Source organism: Neobacillus niacini (assembly GCF_046591715.1).
Taxonomy (GTDB): Bacteria; Bacillota; Bacilli; order Bacillales; family Cytobacillaceae; genus Neobacillus; species Neobacillus niacini_L.
The window spans coordinates 38,673-62,229 of sequence record NZ_JAWVNQ010000017.1; the positions used below are offsets into that span (position 1 = coordinate 38,673).

The window sequence follows — 23,557 nt, forward strand, 5'->3', positions numbered from 1 at the left end:
GGTAATTCTACCAGCGATAGTGAGCAAACGCTTTGTTTGCTTCTGCCATTTTGTGAGTATCTTCACGCTTCTTAACAGATGCACCACTGTTATTAGCTGCATCCATGATTTCGTTCGCTAAACGCTCTTCCATCGTCTTTTCACCGCGAAGACGCGCATAGTTTACTAACCAGCGAAGACCTAGAGTTGTACGACGGTCAGGACGTACCTCAACTGGTACTTGGTAGTTTGCTCCACCTACACGGCGAGCTCTTACCTCAAGTACTGGCATGATATTTTTCATTGCTGCTTCAAAAACTTCCATTGGTTCTTTACCAGAACGTTCACGGATTGTTTCAAATGCAGAATAAAGAATTTCTTGTGATTTACCTCTTTTACCGTCAACCATCATTTTGTTGATTAGACGAGTAACTAATTTTGAATTGTAAAGTGGATCTGGTAACACGTCTCTTTTTGCTACAGGACCTTTACGTGGCATATTATTTCCTCCTTTCAAACAAGCATTCTATTTATAATGTTATTACTTCTTAGCTGCTTTTGGTCTCTTAGTACCATATTTAGAACGTCCTTGCATACGGTTGTTAACACCAGCCGTATCAAGAGCACCACGTACGATGTGATAACGTACCCCTGGTAAGTCCTTTACACGTCCTCCACGGATAAGAACAACACTGTGCTCTTGAAGGTTGTGGCCGATACCAGGAATGTAAGCTGTCACCTCGATACCGTTTGTCAAACGTACACGTGCATATTTACGTAACGCTGAGTTCGGTTTCTTTGGAGTCATTGTACCAACACGAGTACATACTCCGCGTTTTTGTGGTGAAGATACATTTGTTTGTGATTTTTTGAAGCTGTTGTAGCCCTTATTTAGCGCAGGTGACTTCGACTTTTCAGTGATTGCTTGTCGAGGCTTGCGCACTAATTGGTTAATAGTAGGCATGTTTTGTTTCCTCCCTTCGTTATTTGTAAGTCCACACATCCAGGTGGTTCATTTTTGTGCAAAAACAAAGTTCTTGCAGAACATCTATCTACAAAAACAGTTTTTAACAGATAATTGCTACAGTTGAAGCACCAACTTCTATTCCACATGCTTTCCCGAGTCTTTTCATCGAGTCCACATAGATAATTGGGATGTTCATATCCTGAGCTAGTTTCACTACCGCAGCTGTTACTTTCGCTTCAGCATCACCCGCAATGATCAGCTCAATTGCTGTTCCATCCTTCAGTGCCTTTACTGTTTGTTTAGTTCCTATAACTATCTTAGTTGCCTGGTATACTTTTTCATAAGACATTTATCATATCCTCCAAAGTATCAGGTGAATAGGAGCACCTTTGATATAGTAACATCTTCTAAATTAGAAGTCAACAAAACTTAAAATTATTTTTTTGAGTAAATTTTCCATAAAATGCGGTACTCGCTTTAAAAGCAAGTACCGCCTTATGTTTTTAATCAATAGCTACTGTTTCTTCAGATGTAGTATCCCTTAATACTGGTTCAGCTTTACGGTATCTTTGCATACCTGTTCCTGCTGGAACCAGTTTACCGATGATAACATTTTCTTTTAGTCCCAGTAATTCATCGCGCTTGCCTTTAATCGCGGCATCTGTAAGAACTCTTGTTGTTTCTTGGAAAGATGCAGCAGACAAGAATGAATCTGTTTCAAGCGACGCTTTGGTAATACCAAGTAATACTGGACGTCCTGTAGCCGGTAACTTTCCGCTAAGCAATGCCTTTTCATTCGCATCTGTGAATTGGTGGATATCAAGAAGTGTACCTGGCAGTACATCTGTTTCCCCTGCATCACTTACACGAACCTTACGCATCATTTGGCGAACCATTACTTCTACGTGTTTATCTCCGATCTCAACACCCTGCATACGGTAAACCTTTTGAACTTCACGCAGCAAGTATTCCTGAACAGCATTTACATCTTTTACCTTGATTAATTCTTTAGGGTCAATTGAACCTTCTGTTAATTCCTGACCACGTTCTATAGAATCGTTAACAGCAACTTTCAAGCGTGCTGTATATGGAGCATTATAAGTACGTGTTTCAATCTCACCCTGAACAATAATTTCATGCTGACGATCACGGCCTTCATTAATACCCACAACCACACCATCAATTTCAGAAATAACGGCAACCCCTTTAGGATTACGTGCTTCAAATATTTCTTGAATACGTGGTAAACCTTGTGTGATATCGTCTCCTGCAACACCGCCGGTATGGAAGGTACGCATCGTTAACTGTGTACCAGGTTCACCAATTGATTGGGCGGCTATGATTCCAACTGCTTCCCCAACTTCAACTTCCTGACCTGTAGCCAAGTTACGGCCATAACACTTCTTACATACTCCATGACGGGTATTACATGTAAAGGCAGAACGGATTTTAACTTCTTCGATTCCTGCACCAACGATTGTTTCAGCAAGGTCTTCAGTGATAAGTCCATTTTCAGGAACCAACACTTCTTTTGTTTCTGGATGTCTAATTGCGTTACGCGCATAACGGCCAATTAAACGTTCGTCTAAGCCTTCAATAACCTCTGTACCATCTTTAAGTGAACGGATTAATAAACCACGATCTGTTCCACAATCATCTTCACGGACGATTACATCTTGAGCTACGTCAACGAGACGACGTGTTAAGTAACCAGAGTCTGCCGTTTTCAGAGCTGTATCGGCAAGACCTTTACGCGCACCGTGTGTAGAAATAAAGTACTCTAATACTGTCAGACCTTCACGGAAACTTGACTTGATTGGTAATTCAATGATACGTCCAGCCGGGTTGGCCATCAATCCGCGCATACCTGCAAGCTGAGTAAAGTTAGATGCGTTACCACGGGCTCCGGAATCACTCATCATGAAAATCGGATTCGTTTTATTTAACGACTGCATCAGTTTTCCTTGAATGGTATCCTTTGCAGCACTCCAAATGGCAATGACGCGATCATAACGTTCGTCTTCTGTTATTAAACCACGACGGAACTGTTTCATGACATTATCAACTTTAGCTTGAGCTTCTTTTAGAATCTCTTGCTTTTCTGGTAAAACCACGATATCTGCAACCCCGACAGTAATACCTGCTTTGGTAGAGTATCTAAATCCTAAGTCCTTCATCCGGTCAAGCATTTTAGACGTTTCAGTAATTTTGAATCGCTTAAATACTTCAGCAATGATATTACCGAGGATTTTCTTCTTAAACGGATCTACTAACGGCATTTCTTTAATTCTGGCTCTAACATCTTCACCTTTTTCAACAAAATACTTTGCTGGTGTTTCAACTTCTAAGTTTTGTCTAGTTGGTTCGTTGATATATGGGAAAGACTTAGGAAGAATTTCATTAAAAATAAGTTTACCAACAGTTGTGATAAGTAACTTATTGTTTTGTTCTTCCGTTAACGTTTCATTCCCTAAAGAACCAGCATGGACAGCAACACGTGTATGCAGATGAACATAGCCATTTTGATAAGCAACTAATGCCTCGTTCGTATCTTTAAAAATCATACCCTCTCCGACAGCGCCTTCTCTTTCAAGAGTTAAGTAATAGTTACCTAATACCATATCCTGAGAAGGTGTAACAACAGGCTTACCATCTTTAGGGTTCAAAATGTTTTGGGCAGCCAGCATTAATAGTCTAGCTTCTGCTTGCGCTTCAGATGAAAGTGGAACGTGAACAGCCATTTGGTCACCATCAAAGTCCGCATTGTATGCAGTACATACAAGAGGGTGAAGACGAATCGCTCTTCCTTCAACAAGTGTAGGTTCAAATGCCTGAATTCCAAGTCTATGAAGAGTTGGGGCACGGTTTAATAAAACTGGGTGCTCACGAATAACATCTTCAAGTACATCCCATACCTCAGGAGATACTCTTTCAATCTTACGCTTTGCAGATTTAATATTATGGGCTAATCCTTTTTCAACAAGTTCCTTCATTACAAATGGCTTGAATAGCTCAAGAGCCATTTCTTTCGGAAGACCGCATTGGTACATCTTTAGGTTTGGACCAACAACGATAACGGAACGGCCAGAATAGTCAACACGCTTACCAAGTAAGTTTTGACGGAAACGGCCTTGCTTCCCTTTTAACATATGAGATAGTGACTTTAATGGACGGTTACCCGGACCTGTTACCGGACGTCCGCGGCGTCCATTATCAATTAAAGCATCTACTGCTTCTTGAAGCATCCGCTTCTCGTTTTGAACGATAATGCTAGGTGCACCAAGATCCAACAAGCGCTTCAAACGGTTATTCCGATTGATTACACGGCGATATAAATCATTTAAGTCAGAAGTAGCGAACCTTCCACCATCTAACTGCACCATCGGACGAAGTTCTGGCGGAATTACAGGAAGAACATCAAGAATCATCCATGAAGGTTCATTTCCTGAGTTACGGAATGCTTCCAATACTTCAAGACGCTTAATCGCACGAGTACGGCGCTGTCCTTGAGCAGACTTCAATTCTTCTTTTAATGCGTCTACCTCTTTATTTAAATCGATATCAGAAAGAAGCTTTTTAATCGCTTCTGCACCCATCGCAGCCTGGAACTTATTTCCGTACTTTTCACGGTATGCACGATATTCTTTTTCTGATAAAAGCTGCTTCTTATCAAGAGCTGTATCTCCTGATTCCGTCACAACATATGAAGCAAAATAAATAATTTCTTCTAAAGCACGTGGAGACATATCTAAAACTAGTCCCATACGGCTAGGGATTCCTTTAAAGTACCATATATGGGAAACAGGAGCTGCAAGCTCAATATGACCCATACGTTCACGACGGACCTTTGCTCGTGTTACTTCAACACCGCATCGGTCACAGACTACACCTTTGTAACGGACACGTTTATATTTACCGCAATGACATTCCCAATCCTTTGTAGGACCAAAAATCCTCTCACAGAATAAACCATCCTTTTCAGGCTTTAATGTACGATAGTTAATGGTTTCTGGCTTTTTTACTTCTCCAAAAGACCATGAACGGATTTTATCTGGTGATGCCAGACCAATTTTCATATACTCAAAATTATTTACATCCAGCAAGGGGCCTACCTCCCTTTCTATCTAGACAATCATTAGCTGAAAACGCGTCTAGCGCGCTTTCAGCTAAGTGTTATTCCTTGGAACCAACCTTTTCCGATTCAAATGCTTCTGCATCTGGAACGATGTTTAATGTGTCGACTTGCTGTAAGTCATCATCATCTTCCGTATCGCGCATTTCAATTTCTTTTTCATCTCCAGAAAGGATTTTTACATCCATTCCTAGACTCTGAAGTTCTTTTATTAATACTTTAAAGGATTCAGGAACTCCTGGTTCCGGTACATTTTCACCTTTTACAATTGCTTCATACGTTTTCACACGACCCACTACGTCATCTGATTTTACTGTCAGAATTTCTTGAAGGGTGTATGCGGCACCGTATGCTTCAAGCGCCCAAACTTCCATCTCACCAAAACGCTGTCCGCCGAACTGCGCTTTACCGCCAAGCGGCTGCTGCGTAACAAGTGAGTAAGGTCCAGTTGAACGTGCGTGAAGCTTATCGTCAACCATGTGAGCAAGTTTAATCATGTACATGACACCTACTGACACACGATTATCAAACGGTTCACCCGTACGTCCATCATATAATACTGTTTTGGCATCATTCGCCATTCCAGCTTCTTCAATTGTTCCCCAAACATCTTCCTCACGCGCACCATCAAATACCGGTGAAGCAACGTGAATTCCAAGAGCTCTTGCTGCCATTCCTAAATGAAGCTCAAGCACCTGACCGATGTTCATACGCGAAGGAACCCCTAAAGGATTCAACATAATATCAATCGGGGTGCCATCTGGTAAGTAAGGCATGTCTTCTTCTGGTAATATACGAGAGATAACCCCTTTATTACCATGTCGGCCCGCCATTTTATCCCCTTCATGAATCTTACGCTTCTGAACAATATATACACGAACCAGCTGGTTGACACCTGGCGGTAATTCATCGCCATCTTCACGATTAAAGACCTTCACGTCAAGGACAATACCGCCTCCGCCGTGTGGTACTCTTAGTGATGTATCACGAACTTCACGAGCTTTTTCTCCGAAGATCGCATGCAATAGGCGTTCTTCAGCAGTTAGCTCAGTAACACCCTTAGGAGTTACCTTACCAACTAGCAGGTCACCATCTTTAACTTCAGCACCAGTACGGATAATTCCACGCTCATCTAAATTCCTGAGGGCATCTTCCCCGACATTTGGAATGTCACGAGTAATTTCTTCTGGTCCAAGTTTTGTATCACGTGATTCTGACTCATATTCTTCAATATGAATAGAAGTGTAAACATCATCTTTTACAAGACGCTCACTCATGATAATCGCATCTTCATAGTTGTAACCATCCCAGTTAACAAAGCCAACTAAAACGTTACGTCCTAAGGCTAATTCACCCAATTCCATAGAAGGACCATCCGCTAGAATCTCACCTTTTGTTACGTGGTTACCCACTGCAACAATTGGGCGCTGATTATAGCATGTTCCTTGATTGGAACGAATGAATTTCAGCATTTTATATTTATCAAGGTCACCCTTAACTTCTTGACCATCGACTGTATTAATTCGACGCACCCAAACCTCGCGCGCCTCAACATGCTCAACAATTCCTTCGTGCTTACAGATAACCGCTGCTCCTGAGTCTTTACCAGAAACATACTCCATTCCTGTTCCAACTCTTGGTGCTTCCGGCTGCAATAGCGGAACTGCTTGACGCTGCATGTTCGCTCCCATCAACGCACGGTTAGAGTCATCATTTTCTAAGAACGGAATACAAGCTGTTGCTGCAGAAACTACCTGTTTAGGAGATACATCCATGTAGTCGATACGGTCACGTTTTACTACCGTGTTCTCACCACGGAAACGGGCAACAACATCCTCATCGATAAATGTACCGTCATCGCCAAGGCGTGAATTCGCCTGTGCTACAACATAGTTATCTTCTTCATCAGCCGTCAAGTAATCAATTCGGCCTGTAACTTTCCCTGTATCCGGATCAATCCGTCGGTAAGGAGTTTCAATAAAGCCAAAACGGTTTACTTTTGCAAATGATGAAAGTGAGTTGATCAAACCAATGTTCGGTCCCTCTGGCGTTTCAATCGGACACATACGGCCATAGTGGGAATAGTGAACGTCACGCACTTCAAACCCTGCACGTTCTCGCGTTAATCCACCAGGTCCTAATGCAGATAAACGGCGCTTATGGGTTAGTTCCGCAAGCGGGTTCGTTTGATCCATGAATTGCGATAACTGTGAGCTTCCGAAGAACTCTTTAATTGATGCAATGACTGGACGAATGTTAATCAACTGCTGTGGTGTAATTGTAGCAGTATCTTGAATTGACATTCTCTCACGTACAACACGTTCCATACGAGACAAACCAATCCGGAACTGGTTTTGCAGCAATTCACCAACAGAACGAAGACGTCTGTTACCTAAATGGTCGATGTCATCCGTATCGCCGACACCATGCAATAAGTTAAAGAAATAACTGATAGAAGAAATGATATCAGCAGGTGTAATGTTTTTAATCGGCTCTGCAACATAAGCATTGCCCAACACATTAATAACCTTTTCACCATCTTCATTTGGTGCATAGATTTTAATTCCTTGAAGAATAATTTCTTCTTCTACTACACCGCCAACAGGATTAAAGCCCTTAAAGTTGATATCCTTTTCTAAAGCCGGAATGATTCGATCGAGGTTACGTCGATCTAATACTGTTCCCTTTTCTGCGATAATTTCACCTGTTTCAGGATCTACAAGTGATTCCGCAAGACGCTGATTGAATAAGCGATTTTTAATATGAAGCTTTTTATTTATTTTATATCGACCTACGTTAGCAAGGTCATATCTCTTTGGATCAAAGAATCTTGAAACCAATAAACTCTTTGCATTTTCTACGGTTGGAGGTTCACCTGGACGCAGACGCTCATAAATTTCTAGAAGCGCTTTTTCTACTCCCTCAGTGTTGTCCTTTTCTAAAGTATTTCGAATATACTCATTGTCTCCGATCAATTCAATGATTTCTTGATCAGATCCGAACCCAAGTGCACGCAAAAGAACCGTAACGGGCAGTTTCCGAGTACGATCTATCCTGACATAGACGACATCTTTGGCGTCCGTTTCATATTCAAGCCAAGCGCCTCGGTTCGGAATGACAGTAGCTGTGAAACCTTTTTTCCCATTTTTATCGAGTTTTCCACTAAAGTAAACGCTCGGTGAACGTACTAACTGTGAAACGATTACACGTTCTGCCCCATTTATGACAAACGTTCCCGTTTCCGTCATCAGTGGGAAATCACCCATAAAAACATCTTGGTCTTTTACTTCGCCTGTTTCTTTGTTTACAAGACGTACTTTAACACGCAATGGTGCAGAATATGTAACATCTCGTTCTTTCGATTCCGCAACAGAATACTTAGGTTCGCCAAGGCTGTAATCAATAAATTCTAGTGATAGGTTACCAGTAAAGTCTTCAATCGGTGAAATATCCTGGAACATTTCACGCAAACCCTCATCAAGAAACCATTGATATGAAGAGGTTTGGATTTCAATAAGATTTGGTAATTCTAAAACTTCACTGATTCGTGCGTAACTTCTTCGTTGGCGGTGTCGTCCATACTGAACTAGTTGACCTGTCAACTGATTCACCCCTCAAATCAAGCGTTTTTGTAGTGCATATATTTTGGTCTTATGAAAGGAACAAAGGAAGTTCCTCCATTAGACAAAAAAAGAAAAAGGGTTTTTATTTCTTAAAAACCACATTTTCACATTTTGACTATTATTTTGTCATCATTTCCGACTTAAACATGTTTTATACTTATAAAATAAGTATTTTCAGGAATAATTCGGTAAATATTATGATGGCATTTTATAATGCTACCATAGTTGACAAATTCAAGTCAACTATTTTATAGCCTTAATAATAAAATAACCTTTAGACTTGTCAATAGTATCTACCGTGGTAAATAGTTCTTTTAATTTTTCAATAGCGGATGGTGCGCCTTGTTTCTTTTGTATGACCACCCAAAGTTCACCTTGAGTGACCAAATGCTTATGACTCTGTTCAAAAATATCATGAACTGTCTTTTTCCCTGCTCTAATAGGCGGGTTTGTTAATATAGCAGCAAAGTCTGATTGCTTCACATTTATCAAAGTATTACTTTCATAAATTTCAACATTCTCCACACCGTTTTGTTTGGCATTAACCTTCGCTAACTCAATCGCTCGTTCATTTACATCAATCATATGTACAATGCGATCTTGAAAATTCTTAGCGATCGAAAGGCCTATTGGACCGTATCCGCATCCAACATCCAAAATAGGACCCTCAACATTCGGCAAAGCAAAAGCTTCTATTAATAAGCGGGAACCATAATCTACTTCTTTCTTTGAGAATACTCCGTTATCCGTTTTAAAACGAAACAACTGATTCCTTAAAGTAAAGTCCCAAAATTTCGGATCACTTTCAACCTTTTGGGTACGAGAATAGTAATGTTCAGACAATAAGCTCACCTCCTGAGGAGTGTTCATAATCGAGGTTACTTGAGGAAAATATCTTTATATCTAGCAGCAAACCTTAGGCACCGCCGCTTTTAAGATATCGAAAAAAAGCCCGCTTATACAGCGAGCTTTTCTATAAGATTATTACTTAACTTCAACGTTTGCTCCAACTTCAGCAAGTTTAGCTTTAAGCTCTTCAGCTTCTTCTTTAGATACGCCTTCTTTAACTGGCTTTGGAGTGTTGTCAACAAGGTCTTTTGCTTCTTTAAGACCAAGACCAGTGATTTCACGTACAACTTTGATAACCTTGATTTTTTGATCTCCAGGGCTAGCAAGGATTACGTCAAATTCAGTTTGCTCTTCAACAGCAGCACCAGCAGCGCCGCCAACCATTGCTACAGGAGCAGCAGCAGTTACGCCGAATTCTTCTTCGATAGCTTTTACTAGATCGTTAAGTTCTAAAACAGTCATAGATTTAACTGCTTCAATGATTTGTTCTTTAGTCATTTTAATTTTCCTCCTTAGTTTTCATTCCGTTATTTGTTAAGCGATAAGTTTGTCCAGCTTCCGCTTTTCGATCAACTTACGCGCCTTGTTCTTCTTTTTGTTCTGCAACTGCTTTTGTAGCAAGAGCAAGGTTGCGGATTGGAGCTTGTAGTACGCTGAGTAGCATAGAAAGCAAGCCTTCGCGTGATGGAAGTTCTGCAAGTGCTTTAACCTCTTCAACTGTTGCTACATTGCCTTCGATTACACCAGCTTTAATTTCTAGTGCATCATGCTTTTTAGCAAAGTCGTTAAGAATTTTTGCAGGTGCTACTACATCTTCTGTGCTGAACGCGATTGCGTTCGGACCAGTTAATGCTGCGTTTAACTCAGAAAGTTCAGCAGCATCAGCTGCACGGCGAGCCATTGAGTTTTTGTAAACTTTGAAGTCGACACCTGCTTCACGAAGCTGCTTACGAAGTTCAGTTACTTCAGCAACAGTAAGACCACGGTAGTCAACTACGATCGTTGAAACACTGGCTTTTAACTTAGCTGTAATTTCATCAACGATTTGAACCTTTTGTTGGATTGCGCTGCTCATCTTTACACCTCCTGTAGATTCTCTACATTTATACCAGGCAAAGTAAAACCTCCACATCAAGAGTAAGACATGGAGGTGCATACAATAGCCGAAGATTTTCAGCCAATTCTATCGCATTACCTCGGCAGGAAATTAAGCGAATATTTCGCACCTGCTGTCTTCAGTACAAATGTTTTATTTAAACAACAAAATAGATTATATAAAATGTATCTATAATTGTCAATTGGTAAAAAATTACTTAGCGTTAACAGTTGATGGATCAACCTTAACACCAGGGCCCATAGTTGAAGTAACAGTTACGTTCTTCATGTAAGTTCCCTTTGCAGCTGCAGGCTTAACTTTTAACATTGTTTCGAATACAGTTTGGAAGTTCTCAACAAGTTTTTCGTTTTCGAAAGATGATTTACCGATAGGTACGTGGATATTTCCAGCTTTATCTACACGGTATTCAACTTTACCTGCTTTAATTTCGTTAATAGCTCTAGTTACATCAAATGTTACAGTACCAGTTTTAGGGTTTGGCATTAAACCTTTTGGTCCTAATGTACGACCAAGCTTACCAACTTCACCCATCATATCAGGAGTTGCTACGATTACATCAAAGTCAAACCAACCTTGTTGAATTTTGTTGATGTATTCTGCATCGCCAACATAATCTGCACCAGCAGCTTCTGCTTCTTTCACTTTTTCACCCTTAGCGAAAACTAAAACGCGTTGAGTTTTACCAGTTCCGTTTGGAAGTACAACTGCACCACGAATTTGTTGGTCCGCTTTCTTAGGGTCAACACCTAAACGGAATGCCACTTCAAGAGTTGCATCAAATTTAGCATAGTTTGTTTGTTTTGCAAGTTCGATTGCTTCAGTAACTGGATAAGCTTTTGTGTTATCAACAAGCTTAGCAGCTTCTAAATACTTCTTACCTTTTTTAGCCATTTTTATTTCCTCCTAGATTGTGGTTTTAACGTTGTTCAAATAACTAACTCCCACGAATAAAGGTTGCGTAAGTAACGCAACCCCCTTCATTACAAAAAACAGTTTACATGGATTAATCTTCGATTGTGATACCCATGCTGCGAGCAGTACCTTCAACCATACGCATTGCTGCTTCAACGCTTGCTGCGTTTAGGTCAGGCATTTTCTGTTCCGCAATCTCGCGTACTGTATTACGCTTAACTGTTGCTACCTTATTACGGTTTGGTTCACCAGAACCAGACTGTATTCCAGCTGCTACTTTCAAAAGAACTGCAGCAGGAGGAGTTTTCGTAATAAATGTAAATGAACGGTCTTCAAAAACCGTGATTTCAACAGGGATGATCAATCCAGCTTGATCTGCTGTACGAGCGTTAAATTCCTTACAGAATCCCATGATATTAACACCGGCTTGACCTAGTGCAGGACCAACTGGCGGTGCAGGATTTGCTTTACCAGCAGGGATTTGTAATTTAACAACTTTAATTACTTTTTTAGCCACGAGACACACCTCCTTAAAGTCCGTGATGTGGTAATAGGGTTTTTACCCTCCCACTCAGGTATCTGTCTTTATATAAAGATAAAGAGCTTAGCAAAAGTCTTGTCTCTCAATGAGACATACTGACCTATGAAATATTACCACTTTTTAAATATGATTTCAAGTTTTTTTCAAATTACTATTAATATTTCTTGAAATTATAGCTTCTCTATCTGCGTAAATTCTAGTTCTACCGGGGTATCCCGGCCAAACATATTAACAAGAACTTTAAGTTTGGATTTGTCTTTATCCATTTCTTCTACTGTTCCTGTAAAGTTCATAAATGGACCTTCTTTAACTCGTACTGTCTCACCAATTTCATAGTTTACATCAATGCGCTTCTCATCTACACCCATGCGTTTTAGGATAACAGCAACTTCTTCAGGCAGAAGCGGAGTTGGTTTAGAACCTGCACCTGCAGAACCAACGAATCCCGTTACACCTGGAGTATTCCGGACAACGTACCAGGAATCATCTGTCATGACGATTTCAACAAGTACATATCCAGGAAATACCTTTTTCTTCACTACTTTCTTTTTGCCGTTCTTTAGTTCGGTCTCTTCTTCCTCCGGTACTACGACACGAAAGATTTTATCGGTCATACCCATTGATTCAACGCGTTTTTCTAGATTTGCTTTAACCTTATTTTCATAACCTGAGTAAGTATGTAATACATACCAATTCTTTTCCATTCAAGAGGACTAAACGTCCATCCCTCCCCGTACATTCGTAGAAAACATAGTTTGTCTAGCTGAAAGCGCCAAAGCGCTTTCGCTTTTCCAAGACAAATGAAAAAACCCGTTAAACGGGCTTTACACAAGAATTTGTTTTAGTATTCACCATTATACCATGAAATACCTTTTATTATTCAAGGATAACTCGAATCAATTCCGAAATTCCTAAATCAATTACACCAAAGAAGATTGCAAAAAAAGCAACCGTTGTAATAACAGTAATGGTATAGCGAGTTAGTTCCTTGCGTTTTGGCCAGCTAACTTTTCTCATTTCACGGAAAATATCACTGAAGAAATTCTTTAAGCGTTGCATATCTGTAACCCTCCAACTATCGGAATAACATTGCTAGTATGAATAAAAATCACTTTGTTTCTTTGTGGATCGTATGGGTGGCGCAAGTTTTGCAATATTTTTTTAATTCCAATCGTTCTGATTGCAACGGATTCGCATTGGTCGTATAATTGCGGGATCCACAGTCAGTACAGGCCAGAATAACTTTTTTACTCATATTTCGACACCTACAATATCCATCTTTTATATCCTTAAAAATGTAACATGACCCCTAATTATTGTCAACCGCATCTGTAACACTGTTCATCTGAATGTCAACGTTTTCAAAAATCAGAGACTAAATTCCCTAATTTCTAAGTACCGTTCTAATTTTCTTTTGACACGCTGCAGGGCATTGTCGATTGATTTAACATGTCGATTCAATTCTTCTGAAATCTCTTGATAGGATTGCCCATCAAGGTATAATGCCAGTACCTTACGTTCTAAGTCACTCAACAATTCTGTCATTTTTACCTCAATGTGGTCAAATTCTTCCTGATTAATAATTAATTCCTCAGGGTCAAGAACCTTTGCGCCAGATAGGACATCCATTAAAGTCCGGTCCGATTCTTCATCATAGATAGGTTTATCTAATGACACATAAGAATTTAAAGGAATATGCTTTTGTCTTGTTGCTGTTTTAATTGCGGTGATTATTTGCCGGGTGATACACAATTCAGCAAATGCTTTGAAAGAGGTAAGCTTGTCCTCCCTGAAATCACGGATTGCTTTATAGAGCCCAATCATACCCTCTTGAACAATATCTTCTTTATCTGCACCGATTAAGAAGTAGGACCTTGCCTTTGCACGTACAAAATTTCGATATTTGTGGATTAAATAATCCAAAGCCTCACTATTACCTTGGTGCACTAGATCTACAATTTCCTCGTCTTCCATTGATAAAAATAGCTCGTTGCTTTTTTCCCCGAAGTCTGTGCTCAATTTAAGATCCCCCTCCACCGTACAAGCATAGATAGTATTATTATACTGTCCGTGACTTTTGAATTCAACGCTTACTTTTGACCTCTGCGCCATTTTTCAAAAATTTCTGCCACTTCACTGCTAATTGGTATTTTTGAGACCGGTCTTTTTTCTTGAATTTTTTTCACTTTTTTCTCGATTCCCTTTTCGATTGAAGACATTTCTATAAGTAATTCCCGCGCAGATTTCCTTAGTGCTCCCTGCCCGAAAATAGCCCATTGCTCTGTATAATCCGAAGTCGCCACATGAATTTGTGTTCTTCGATTGTTTAAAGCAATGGCCAATTTCTCAATCCGCTCATCTGCCGTTTCATTTTCCTTTGTAAAAATAACCTCAACCTTATGATTCCGATACTTCTTCTCCGTTCCTTGTACATAATAAGCATCAAAGACGACAATCACACGATAACCTGAATATGCTTGGTATTCAGCCATTCTTTCTACTAAACGGTCCCTTGCAGCAGGCAGGTCAAGGTCCTTTAATGCCCTTAATTCCGGCCAAGCCCCAATGATGTTATATCCATCGACAAGCAGAATATCCATTGTTATCCCTCAAGAGGATGCCGCCTGCGGTATACCTCATACATTAATAATGCTGCTGCAACAGAAGCATTTAATGATGTTACCTTTCCAGCCATCGGCAGGTTAATGAGGAAGTCACATTTATCTCTAACAAGACGGCCCATTCCTTTTCCTTCACTCCCAATTACAAGCCCCAGCGGCATCGTCCCATCAAATTGACGATAATCTTGTTTTCCGCTTGCATCAGTGCCGGCAATCCAGATACCACGTTCCTTTAATTCATCAATGGTTCTTGCCATATTGGTCACACGGACTACCGGAATGTGCTCGATGGCTCCTGTTGAGGCTTTTGCGACTGTTGCCGTTAAGCCGACGGCTCTTCTTTTTGGAATGATTATTCCATGTGCTCCTACTGCATCCGCTGTACGCATAATGGACCCCAGATTATGCGGATCTTCAATTTCATCTAATAATAAAAAGAATGGAGGTTCATTCTTTTTTTCTGCAGCCTGAAACAAATCATCTATTTCTGCATACTGGTATGCTGCAATGTAGGCAAGAACACCTTGGTGGTTTTGATCTGTTATCTGGTCAATTTTCTTCTTTGGAACAAATTGAACAATAACATTTGCTTCTTTTGCTAATTGAATTAATGACTGCATTTGACCTCGCTGGGAGGATTCTGCAATCAAAATTTTATTGATATCTCGTTCCGATCTCAATGCTTCTAATACTGGGTTTTTTCCAACGATAAAGTCCTGATTTTCGCTCACTCGCTTTTTCCTCCTTTCTTTTCTTCCACATATTCAAAAGATTTTAAGATAAGTTCTTCTAGTCGTTCCTTGTTTTCAGATAAATATAAAAATCCTAGTAACGATTCAAATGCCGTACTGTAATGATATGTTTGGACGTCTGTGTTTTTTGGCACAGTACCTGATTTAGCGTTTCGTCCGCGCTTAACTACCGCCAGCTCCTCTTCTGTAAGGAGGTTTTCATCCATCATTCGAAACAGCACCTGGCACTGAGCCTTTGCGGATACATAGGTTGTCCCCTCTCGGTGAAGACTGTTTGGCTTTACCTTCCCGCTTTGCAGGAGGTGACGTCTGACATAAATTTCATAGACAGCGTCACCCATATAAGCAAGTGCAAGACTGTTCAATTGATTAGCGTTAACCTTTTCTTGATAATCAAGCATGAATTAGCCTCTTTTCCATCTTGTACCCTGTGGAGTATCTTCTAAAATAATATTCATTTCCTTTAATTGATCTCTAATTTGGTCAGAAAGCTGAAAATTTCGTTCTTTTCTAGCCTGAATTCTCTTCTCTATCAAAGCATCAATTTCTTCATCTAACATTTCTGTACTTTGTTCTAGCGTCAACCCTAAGACATTAAATAACTCTTCAAATTGTTTCGTAAATGCATCAATTACTTCCACTGCTGTATTCTTTTCCAAAAGATAATAGTTAGCCAGCTTTGAAAGGTCAAACATAACAGAAATCGCTTTAGCCGTATTGAAGTCATCATCCATCGCTTTAGTAAACTCATCTTTTTGGCCGGCTATTTTCTCTAGCCATTCCTGATTATTATTTGTTAAATCCGTACTGGATTCCTTACGATGTTTTAAATTTTGATAAGAGGTTGTTAAGCGTTCAAAGGCAGCCTTTGTGCTTTCAAGTAACTCCTCACTATAGTTGATAGGATTGCGATAATGAACTGACAGCATAAAAAATCGCAGCACCTGTGGATTATGCGCCTTTATAATATCATGGACAAGAACAAAGTTCCCAAGCGATTTTGACATCTTTTCATTGTCAATATTGATATATCCGTTATGCATCCAGTAGCGGGCAAAGGTCTTTCCAGTAAGTGCCTCAGATTGAGCAATCTCATTTTCGTGATGCGGGAAAGTTAAATCCTGTCCCCCAGCGTGAATATCAATTGTTTCACCCAGGTATTTCTTCGCCATTGCCGAGCACTCAATATGCCAGCCTGGACGTCCTATTCCCCAAGGGCTATCCCAATAGATTTCGCCTTCTTTTGCAGCTTTCCATAATGCAAAATCCAGTTCATCCTGCTTCTTTTCACCAATTTCAATTCTTGCACCAATCTGAAGATCATCTATGGATTGATGTGACAGTTTACCGTACTCATTAAAGCTTCTTGTTCTGAAATAGACATCACCTTCTGATTCATATGCAAACCCTTTTTCAATTAACTTTGCAATAAAATCAATGATTATATCCATGTTTTCCATTACCCTCGGATGAATATCCGCTTTTTTGCAGCCTAGTGCTGTCACATCTTCAAAATACGCTTGAATAAAACGATCTGCGATGGCCGGAACATCTTCCCCAAGCTGATTAGCAGCACGGATTAATTTATCATCTACATCTGTAAAATTCGATACATACTGTATGTCATATCCACGGTACTCAAAATAGCGGCGAACGGTGTCGAATACAATAGCCGGCCGTGCATTACCAATATGAATATAATTATAGACAGTCGGGCCGCAAACATACATTTTTACTTTCCCTTCTTCAAGGGGGATGAACTCTTCTTTTCTTCGGGTTAATGTATTATAAAGCTGAATGGCCATTTACTTTAGTCCTTTCTTTTTTCAATTCACTTAACTCTTCCCTTAAATCACTCAGTTCAATCTGCATCTCTCTCATTCGATCGGCAATTGGGTCAGGAAGGTTACTGTGGTCTAAATCTCTGGTAATTTTCTTTCCGTCTTGAATCACTACCCTGCCCGGAACACCAACAACTGTTGAATTAGGCGGTACTTCCTTTAACACAACAGATCCTGCACCAATCTTTGAATTTTCTCCGATGGTAATGGAGCCCAGCACCTTAGCTCCGGTTGCAATTAATGCATTGTCCTTTATTGTTGGATGCCGCTTACCTTTCTCTTTCCCTGTTCCTCCAAGAGTCACACCTTGAAACACCGTAACATTATCACCAATTTCACACGTTTCCCCAATTACGACCCCCATGCCGTGGTCAATAAAAAATCTCCTGCCTATTTTTGCACCAGGATGAATTTCAATACCTGTGAAGAAGCGGCTGATTTGAGAAATTACCCTTGCAAGAAAGTATAATTTCCGTTTAAAAAAAGCATGGGCAATACGGTGAGCCCAAATTGCATGTAAACCTGAGTACGTCAAGATCACTTCTAGGTAACTTCTTGCTGCAGGATCTTGTTCAAAAACAACTTCAATATCCTCCTTCAACCTTTTGAACATTTTTCATTTCCCCCTTAATTGTTAAGTAATCTCTTGCAATCGCCTAAAATTGTCTCCCTTTGTCGTTCCTTTTGTTTATAGAAAATAAAAAACGCCCCTGTCATAACGACAGAGGCGCTTTGGCGCGGTTCCACTCTGATTAGACCATTAAGCTTATACCTCAAGCTTATATTGGCCTCACTCTACCTGTTAACGGAAAGGTTCCGCCCAAATCTACTTAAGACATTCTTTCGAAATGGGACTCGGAGGTGCATGTTCAAATATGAGAGGCTTAAACCACTTTCAGCCGGTGATGGTTTTCTCTTTTAAAGCATCATATTCTACTTTTCCTCTTCAACACTTTAACTTATATAGAATATATATTCTTTACTATATTACATATTTGGTCAAATGTTAACCAATAAGTTTTTGAATTCTATTTAGAACTTTAGCTTTTCCTAAAAGCTCAATAGCCTGAGGCAAATCTGGACCATGTGTTTGCCCTGAAACAGCTGCACGGATTGGCATAAAGAGATTTTTCCCCTTTTGGCCAGTAGATTTTTGAACGGCCTTCATTGCTGACTTAATTCCATCAGCCTTAAAGAGATCTAGTTTCTCCAGCTCTTGTGAAAATGCCCTAAGTACTTCAGGAACTGTTTCTCCTCGTAATACCTCTTTAGCATCTTCTTCATATTCTGCTTCTTCTTTAAAGAACATATCCGAGAGCTCAACAATTTCTGCTCCAAAGCTCATTTTTTCCTGTAACAAACTAACTAATCCTTTTGCCCACTCATGTTCTTCATCCGTTAAACTCGCACTTAACACCCCAGCTTTTACTAGATGCGGCAAGGAAAGCTCCAATACACGGTCAACTTCTATCTTCTTCATATATTGATTGTTCATCCAAGTCAGCTTGTTGGTATCAAATAAGGCCGGGGATTTCGATAGGCGGCTGGCATCGAAAATCTTAATAAATTCCTCTTTAGAGTATAATTCCTCTTCACCCGTTGGAGACCAGCCTAATAAAGCAATAAAGTTAAACAAGGCTTCTGGCAGATAGCCTAATTCTTCATACTGTTCGATAAATTGAATAATGGACTCATCGCGTTTGCTTAATTTCTTTCTGCTTTCATTCACAATCAGTGTCATGTGTCCAAAAATCGGGGGCTCCCAGCCAATTGCTTCATAAACCATCAGCTGTTTAGGAGTGTTCGAGATGTGATCATCTCCACGAAGGACATGGCTTATTTTCATTAAATGATCGTCAATGGTTACCGCGAAGTTATAAGTTGGTGTTCCATCCTTTTTAATGATAACCCAATCGCCCATTCCTTCTGACTCAAAGGAAACACTTCCTTTTACCATATCATCAAATGTAAAAGTCTTACCCTCAGGTACAACCATTCTTATACTAGGCTCACGCCCTTCACTTTCTAACTTTGCACGTTCCTCGCTTGTAAGGTGCCGGCATTTTCCAGAATAATGGGGGGTTTCGCCTCTTTCTGTCTGCTCCTCACGCTCTCTTTCAATTTCCTCTTCTGTACAATAACATTTGTAAGCATGACCATTTTCCACTAATTGATTATAGTAGGTTTGGTAAATATCGTTTCTTTCTGACTGGCGATAAGGTCCATATTCACCGCCGGTGTCAACACTTTCATCCCAATCCATACCCAGCCATTTCAGGTACTTTAATTGGCTTTCTTCTCCGCCAGCAATATTCCGTTTCTTATCTGTGTCTTCAATCCGGATAATAAATTTACCGCCCTGATTACGTGCAAACAGATAATTAAATAGTGCCGTACGGGCATTACCAATATGTAAATGTCCAGTAGGACTTGGAGCATATCTTACACGAACTTCATTTGACATCATTATGCCTCCTTCGAAAAGCGTAAGCGCCTTGCCCAGGGGCGACAGGCATAAGACGAGCCGGCGAGAAGGTTGCTCTTTAACCTTCTTGACGGATTGGCTTATGACCCCGAGCCCCTAGGCGCTGGAGCTAGGCAATTCTATACCGTTGATTTTCTTTATCTGATTTATTTTACCACTGTGTTTTTCAGCAATAAAGAATTTATTTCCTTTTTAGTAAAACTACTGCTTGTGATGCGATTCCTTCACCTCGGCCTGTAAAACCAAGCTTTTCTGTCGTAGTAGCCTTCACGTTGATTTGTTCTGGAGAAGCATCAAGTAATTCAGCAATTCTCTCTTTCATTTGCTGGATATAAGGAGCCATTTTGGGCTTTTGTGCAATGATTGTACAATCTGCATTAACAAGCTCATATCCTCTATCCTTTACAAGCTGCCAAACATGCTCCATAAGCTTAGCAGAATCAGCATCTTTAAATTCAGGATCAGTATCTGGAAAATGCCTGCCTATATCTCCTTCTCCAATGGCACCAAGGCATGCATCCGTTACCGTATGCAATAAAACATCTGCATCCGAGTGCCCCAGCAATCCTTTTTCATACGGAATTGTAATACCGCCAATAATCAGCGGACGCCCCTCCGTTAACTGATGTACATCAAATCCCTGCCCAATTCGAAACATGATTAATTACTCCCTTGTCTTTTCTTAATGATTGCTTCAGCAAAATATAAATCTTCCTGCGTTGTAAGCTTAATATTATCATAATCACCCTCAACCATTGTAACCGGATAGGGAATTCGCTCCACCAAGCTTGAATCATCCGTTCCAATAAAGCTATCATTCTCCGCCTGTTCATATGCCCTAATCAGTAAGGAAAAACGAAAAGCCTGTGGGGTTTGAACAGCCCACAAGCTAGACCTTTCGACAGTTGCCATTACCTTATGATCACGTACTGTTTTCATGGTATCTTTTGCCGGCACTCCAATGATTGCTGCACCTGTTTCTTGTGCTGTATCTAGTAATCGGTGAATATGTTCCTTCTTAATAAAAGGCCGTGCTGCATCATGAACGAGAATAATTCCGTCATTCTTCACTGTCTTCAACGCATTGTAAATGCTATCTTGACGCTCCTTCCCGCCAGGAATTAACCCGAGCACCTTTTTCACACCGTATTTCTGCAAAAGGGAATGAAATTCTGCTTCATCCTGGGGGTGTATAGCTAAGATTATACCTTCACATAATTCATCTTCTTCAAATACCTTTAGTGAATGAATGAGAACAGGTATACTATTTAACTCTAATAACAGCTTATTCTTCCCTGCGCCCATCCTCTTCCCTTGACCTGCTGCGGGGATAATGACTTGGTAAGTCATACTAAATCTCCAATCTATTCTATCTAGCTTCCAAGTGCACTCTTTTCCAATAACTTGGGTTTTGCGAATATCATTCTTCCTGCTGATGTCTGAAGTACACTTGTAACCAGAACATCTATTCTCTTACCGATATATTCTCTGCCTTCTTCCACTACAATCATCGTTCCATCATCAAGATAGGCAACCCCTTGGTGATATTCTTTACCATCCTTTATCACCTGTACAGATAACTCTTCACCAGGCAGGACAACTGGTTTAACCGCATTGGCTAAATCATTAATATTTAATACAGAAACGTTCTGTAATTCACATACCTTATTAAGATTAAAATCATTCGTAACAAGCATGCCATTCGTAATTTTAGCTAACTTTACCAGCTTCGAGTCTACTTCTTGGATTTCATCAAAATCACCTTCGTAAATTTCAACCTTAATGGCAAGTTCCTTTTGGATTCGATTTAATATATCCAATCCCCGTCTTCCGCGGTTTCGCTTTAACACATCAGATGAATCAGCAATATGCTGCAATTCCTCTAATACAAAGCGAGGAATGACAATCGTTCCTTCTAAAAATCCAGTTTGACAAATATCCGCTACTCGGCCATCAATAATGACACTAGTATCGAGGATTTTTAAAGATTGTCCCTCTGACTTTTCCGCCTCTTCTTCACTTGACTTCTTCTTTCCCCGGCTGCCAAAGAGATTTAATAGCTCATCCCTTTTCTTAAATCCAACCTGAAAACCAAGATATCCAAATAATAATGTCAGCAAAATAGGAGCGACAGCGTTAAGAATAGGTACTTGAACGGCATTTAGAGCAAAACCAATTAAAAAGGCTGTTAATAAACCAAAAATTAATCCGATACTGCCGAAAATCACATCAGTTACTGGGATTTTCACCAGAGAATCTTCTGCCCATTTAATAAACTCCAGTACATAATCTACTGCCCAAAAAGTAATAAGATAGAAAATAATTGCACCTATAATAGCCGTTGCATATGAGTTACTGATTATTGGAATGTCATCAAATTTTATCAATTTTAGTAGTTGCGGGATTAATAATATTCCAAGCGTACCTCCGGTAATGAGAAAACATGCTTGCACAATACGTTTTAACATTCCTTCACCTCCTCTACTCATTATAAACATATTCCCAAAAATGAAACCTTTGTTTACTGATTATTTTTAGCAAATGGTTAGTTTTAAAACTGAAAATGACTTAAATAAAAAAATATATTTTTCACTTCATAGGGTAGCACTGGAAAAAAGCTCTGTCAAACGATGGAAAATCGCTGTTTATTGGGAAAAAAATCTATATTTGACGTTCCGTATATAATCGCTCTTTGATTAGTTTTAGACCTTCTTTGATTTTTTTGGCACGAATTTCTCCAATTCCCTCCACATCATCTAATTCTTCTACAGTGGCAGAAATAATCTTTGAAAACTCACCAAAGCTTGTAATGATATTTTCAATAATAACAATAGGCAGCCGCGGAATTTTATTGAGGATCCGATATCCTCTCGGATGTTTATTTTCATCCAGCGGTATATAACCTTGATAACCCAGCAATTTCAAGATAGCAGTATCATCTAATGTTCCATTGCTCGTTAATACCTGCATTCGCTTAAGAACATCCTTCGCCTTTACATTCCGGTCATACGAATAATCCTTTATGATATTTGAAGTCTCGTCTTCTAAATCTGTTAAAATCTCATTCATTTGCAGGCGGATAAGCCTGCCCTCTGTACCTAACTCATTTAAATAGGTAATGAGTTCATTTTTTATCTTAAGGACCATTTCAAAACGATGCAGGACTAAAAGAAAGTCATTATAGGTGGCAGATTCTTCAAACTCCAGAATACTTAAGCCGGCAATACTTCGCTCAAGGACCGCTTTATACTTTTCTAGCATTTGGATAGCCTGATTTGCCTTCGTTAAAATTACGGAAATGTCTTTAAGTGCATACCGGAAATTTCCCTGATATAAAGTGATAACATTCCTTCTTTGTGATATGGCAATAACTAGCGCCTTTGTCTGTCTGGCTACTCTCTCAGCTGTTCTATGCCTCATGCCTGTTTCCGAAGCCGTTATATCAGAGTCTGGAACAAGCTGGGCATTCGCGATAAGAATTGTATTGCCTTGCTCATTTAGAATGATTGCGCCATCCATTTTGGCTAACTCATAAAGATAGCTCGGAGTAAAAGGACAATTTATCTGAAAGCCGCCATCCACAATACTTTTGACCTTTTCGTTATATCCAACCACAATTAACCCGCCTGTATTGGCCCTTAAAACATTATCAATTCCTTCTCGTAAAGGTGTCCCAGGAGCAAGAAATTGTAAAACTTCACTTACGGATTGTTCACCCAGCCTTCGATTCTCCATCTA

The 23,557-nt window shown here is 39.9% G+C and carries 24 protein-coding genes and 2 other annotated features; all 24 genes read right to left on the reverse strand.

Going from position 1 to position 23,557, the window contains the following annotated elements; genetic code table 11:
• Nucleotides 1-7: 7 nt before the first annotated feature.
• The 24 genes from rpsG to disA all read right to left on the reverse strand — a co-directional run bounded on the left by rpsG (nucleotide 8) and on the right by disA (nucleotide 23,554).
• Nucleotides 8-478 carry a 30S ribosomal protein S7 gene (gene rpsG, locus SFC47_RS23260; RefSeq protein ID WP_411256935.1) on the reverse strand — a complete coding sequence of 157 codons (471 nt, stop codon included), beginning with the start codon at nucleotides 476-478 and terminating at the stop codon, nucleotides 8-10.
• A 42-nt stretch (nucleotides 479-520) separates the two neighbouring features.
• Nucleotides 521-943: a 30S ribosomal protein S12 gene (gene rpsL, locus SFC47_RS23265; protein WP_026574083.1), complete on the reverse strand. Its 423-nt coding sequence runs from the start codon at nucleotides 941-943 to the stop codon at nucleotides 521-523.
• Nucleotides 944-1,046: 103 nt separating this feature from the next.
• The gene (locus tag SFC47_RS23270; RefSeq protein WP_411256936.1) at nucleotides 1,047-1,295 is read right to left on the reverse strand and encodes a 50S ribosomal protein L7ae-like protein; all 249 of its coding nucleotides are present in this window, start codon (nucleotides 1,293-1,295) and stop codon (nucleotides 1,047-1,049) included.
• Between the two features lie 154 nt (nucleotides 1,296-1,449).
• Complete coding sequence (gene rpoC / locus SFC47_RS23275) at nucleotides 1,450-5,049, reverse strand: DNA-directed RNA polymerase subunit beta' (RefSeq protein WP_411256937.1); 3,600 nt, start codon at nucleotides 5,047-5,049, stop codon at nucleotides 1,450-1,452.
• Nucleotides 5,050-5,119: 70 nt separating this feature from the next.
• Complete coding sequence (gene rpoB, locus SFC47_RS23280) at nucleotides 5,120-8,680, reverse strand: DNA-directed RNA polymerase subunit beta (RefSeq protein WP_411256938.1); 3,561 nt, start codon at nucleotides 8,678-8,680, stop codon at nucleotides 5,120-5,122.
• A 264-nt stretch (nucleotides 8,681-8,944) separates the two neighbouring features.
• Nucleotides 8,945-9,544: a class I SAM-dependent methyltransferase gene (locus tag SFC47_RS23285; protein WP_411256939.1), complete on the reverse strand. Its 600-nt coding sequence runs from the start codon at nucleotides 9,542-9,544 to the stop codon at nucleotides 8,945-8,947.
• Between the two features lie 141 nt (nucleotides 9,545-9,685).
• On the reverse strand, nucleotides 9,686-10,048 hold the full coding sequence (gene rplL / locus SFC47_RS23290) for a 50S ribosomal protein L7/L12 (protein ID WP_411256940.1): 363 nt from the start codon (nucleotides 10,046-10,048) through the stop codon (nucleotides 9,686-9,688).
• Between the two features lie 76 nt (nucleotides 10,049-10,124).
• A complete protein-coding gene (gene rplJ / locus SFC47_RS23295; RefSeq protein ID WP_411256941.1) occupies nucleotides 10,125-10,625 on the reverse strand; it encodes a 50S ribosomal protein L10 in 501 nt (166 codons plus the stop codon).
• A 33-nt stretch (nucleotides 10,626-10,658) separates the two neighbouring features.
• Nucleotides 10,659-10,807: a sequence feature (ribosomal protein L10 leader region), on the reverse strand.
• Between the two features lie 52 nt (nucleotides 10,808-10,859).
• Nucleotides 10,860-11,558 (reverse strand): 50S ribosomal protein L1, encoded by a 699-nt coding sequence (gene rplA / locus SFC47_RS23300; RefSeq protein ID WP_411256942.1) that lies wholly within the window; start codon nucleotides 11,556-11,558, stop codon nucleotides 10,860-10,862.
• A 112-nt stretch (nucleotides 11,559-11,670) separates the two neighbouring features.
• The gene (rplK, locus tag SFC47_RS23305; protein ID WP_139185721.1) at nucleotides 11,671-12,096 is read right to left on the reverse strand and encodes a 50S ribosomal protein L11; all 426 of its coding nucleotides are present in this window, start codon (nucleotides 12,094-12,096) and stop codon (nucleotides 11,671-11,673) included.
• Between the two features lie 194 nt (nucleotides 12,097-12,290).
• A complete protein-coding gene (gene nusG / locus SFC47_RS23310) occupies nucleotides 12,291-12,824 on the reverse strand; it encodes a transcription termination/antitermination protein NusG (RefSeq protein ID WP_411256943.1) in 534 nt (177 codons plus the stop codon).
• Nucleotides 12,825-12,996: 172 nt separating this feature from the next.
• A complete protein-coding gene (secE, locus tag SFC47_RS23315; RefSeq protein WP_335513279.1) occupies nucleotides 12,997-13,179 on the reverse strand; it encodes a preprotein translocase subunit SecE in 183 nt (60 codons plus the stop codon).
• A 49-nt stretch (nucleotides 13,180-13,228) separates the two neighbouring features.
• Entirely contained in the window at nucleotides 13,229-13,375 is a 147-nt protein-coding gene (rpmG, locus tag SFC47_RS23320) for a 50S ribosomal protein L33 (RefSeq protein WP_411256944.1), read from the reverse strand.
• Between the two features lie 113 nt (nucleotides 13,376-13,488).
• Nucleotides 13,489-14,139: an RNA polymerase sporulation sigma factor SigH gene (gene sigH, locus SFC47_RS23325; RefSeq protein ID WP_411256945.1), complete on the reverse strand. Its 651-nt coding sequence runs from the start codon at nucleotides 14,137-14,139 to the stop codon at nucleotides 13,489-13,491.
• Between the two features lie 71 nt (nucleotides 14,140-14,210).
• Nucleotides 14,211-14,720: an NYN domain-containing protein gene (locus SFC47_RS23330; RefSeq protein WP_411256946.1), complete on the reverse strand. Its 510-nt coding sequence runs from the start codon at nucleotides 14,718-14,720 to the stop codon at nucleotides 14,211-14,213.
• 2 nt (nucleotides 14,721-14,722) lie between these two features.
• Nucleotides 14,723-15,472 (reverse strand): 23S rRNA (guanosine(2251)-2'-O)-methyltransferase RlmB, encoded by a 750-nt coding sequence (gene rlmB, locus SFC47_RS23335; protein WP_411256947.1) that lies wholly within the window; start codon nucleotides 15,470-15,472, stop codon nucleotides 14,723-14,725.
• Nucleotides 15,469-15,894: a Mini-ribonuclease 3 gene (locus SFC47_RS23340; RefSeq protein WP_411256948.1), complete on the reverse strand. Its 426-nt coding sequence runs from the start codon at nucleotides 15,892-15,894 to the stop codon at nucleotides 15,469-15,471. The genes rlmB and SFC47_RS23340 overlap by 4 nt, the downstream gene beginning before the upstream one ends.
• Nucleotides 15,895-15,897: 3 nt before the next feature.
• Complete coding sequence (gene cysS, locus SFC47_RS23345; protein WP_411256949.1) at nucleotides 15,898-17,298, reverse strand: cysteine--tRNA ligase; 1,401 nt, start codon at nucleotides 17,296-17,298, stop codon at nucleotides 15,898-15,900.
• Nucleotides 17,279-17,947, reverse strand: coding sequence for a serine O-acetyltransferase (gene cysE, locus SFC47_RS23350; RefSeq protein WP_411256950.1), 669 nt, complete (start codon nucleotides 17,945-17,947; stop codon nucleotides 17,279-17,281). Before cysE ends, cysS begins: the two co-directional genes overlap by 20 nt.
• A gap of 107 nt (nucleotides 17,948-18,054) precedes the next feature.
• Nucleotides 18,055-18,293 (reverse strand) — a binding site (T-box leader).
• Nucleotides 18,294-18,340: 47 nt separating this feature from the next.
• Nucleotides 18,341-19,798 carry a glutamate--tRNA ligase gene (gene gltX / locus SFC47_RS23355; protein WP_411256960.1) on the reverse strand — a complete coding sequence of 486 codons (1,458 nt, stop codon included), beginning with the start codon at nucleotides 19,796-19,798 and terminating at the stop codon, nucleotides 18,341-18,343.
• A 202-nt stretch (nucleotides 19,799-20,000) separates the two neighbouring features.
• Nucleotides 20,001-20,477: a 2-C-methyl-D-erythritol 2,4-cyclodiphosphate synthase gene (gene ispF, locus SFC47_RS23360; protein WP_411256951.1), complete on the reverse strand. Its 477-nt coding sequence runs from the start codon at nucleotides 20,475-20,477 to the stop codon at nucleotides 20,001-20,003.
• Between the two features lie 2 nt (nucleotides 20,478-20,479).
• Nucleotides 20,480-21,169, reverse strand: coding sequence for a 2-C-methyl-D-erythritol 4-phosphate cytidylyltransferase (gene ispD, locus SFC47_RS23365; protein WP_411256952.1), 690 nt, complete (start codon nucleotides 21,167-21,169; stop codon nucleotides 20,480-20,482).
• Between the two features lie 23 nt (nucleotides 21,170-21,192).
• Nucleotides 21,193-22,287, reverse strand: coding sequence for a PIN/TRAM domain-containing protein (locus tag SFC47_RS23370; RefSeq protein WP_411256953.1), 1,095 nt, complete (start codon nucleotides 22,285-22,287; stop codon nucleotides 21,193-21,195).
• Between the two features lie 193 nt (nucleotides 22,288-22,480).
• Nucleotides 22,481-23,554, reverse strand: a complete 1,074-nt coding sequence (gene disA, locus SFC47_RS23375) for a DNA integrity scanning diadenylate cyclase DisA (protein ID WP_411256954.1) — start codon at nucleotides 23,552-23,554, stop codon at nucleotides 22,481-22,483.
• Nucleotides 23,555-23,557 lie beyond the last annotated feature (3 nt).